This is a genomic window from Thalassospira profundimaris, from assembly GCF_003326675.1.
GTDB lineage: Bacteria > Pseudomonadota > Alphaproteobacteria > Rhodospirillales > Thalassospiraceae > Thalassospira > Thalassospira aquimaris.
In genome coordinates this window covers 1-1,198 of sequence record NZ_JPWF01000039.1, presented here as the reverse complement: position 1 = coordinate 1,198, position 1,198 = coordinate 1, and the positions used below count along the sequence as shown (strand labels likewise).

Genomic DNA, 1,198 nt, shown 5'->3' with positions numbered 1-1,198 from the left:
TGATGCTCAGATCGAACGAACCGGAATAATCGTCAGCCGGTGTAATCGTCAGTCCCTCAAGGTCACCGGCACTCAGCGTCCATGTGCCATCGCCGTTATCTGTACCGGCCGACAGGGTCGCGCCATTCGGAACGCCCGATATGGTGATCGACAGGACTTCGGAACTGTCTGTCAGACCCGCATCAATGCTGAGTGCAATTGCACCCTCTTCACCGCCCGACGCATCCTCGACCTCAAGCGTCGGCAAATCGGCTTCGCCAATGACATTAACCATCACGGTGTCTGTCACACTGGCAATGTCGATCCCGTCCTGCGTACTTGCAGTAATTTCCAGATCAAAACTGCCGCTGTAATCTTCGGGCGGCGTGATTGAAAGTCCGTCCAAATCATCAGACGACAGCGTCCAGGTACCATCCCCATTATCAGTACCAGCCGACAGCGTTGCACCGTCCGGAACGCCGGAGATGGTGATCGTCAGAACTTCCGAGCTGTCCATCAAACCGGCATCAATATCGAGTGCAATCGCACTGTCTTCAGAACCGCTGGCATCCGCCACATCCAAAGTCGGAGCATCGGCAAGCCCAGCCACATCAACCGTGATCGAACCGGTGGTCGTTGCAACATCTTCGCCATCCGCCGAAGTCGCAGTGACGCCAAGATCGAACGAGCCACTGAAGTCTTCGGCAGGCGTGATCGTAAGACCTTCAAGGTCACCGGAACTCAGCGTCCAGGTGCCGTCCCCATTGTCGGTACCAGCCGACAGCGTCGCCCCATCCGGAACACCGGAGATGGTGATGGTCAGAACTTCCGAGCTGTCGGTCAGACCGGCATCGATATCAAGTGCAATCGCTGAGTCTTCGGAGCCACTGGCATCCGCAACATCCAAAGTCGGAGCGTCCGCAACCCCAGCCACATCGACCGTGATACTGCCCGTCGTCGTCGCGACATCTTCACCGTCGGCAGACTGAGCTGTCACACCAAGGTCAAACGAGCCGCTGAAGTCATCCGCAGGTGTAATCGTCAGACCTTCAAGGTCTGAAGACGACAGCGTCCAGGTGCCATCACCATTGTCAGTCCCAGCCGACAGCGTCGCACCATCCGGCACACCGCTGATCGTGATCGTCAGAACTTCCGAGCTGTCCGTCAGACCAGCGTCGATGTCGAGCACAATCGCACTATCTTCGGAACCACTGGCATC

1 protein-coding gene is annotated in these 1,198 nt (G+C 57.3%); it reads right to left on the bottom strand.

Features of this window, described 5'->3' with window-relative positions:
* The coding region (locus TH19_RS22835; RefSeq protein WP_220151791.1) for an autotransporter outer membrane beta-barrel domain-containing protein at window positions 1-1,198 on the bottom strand (1,198 nt) is incomplete at both ends.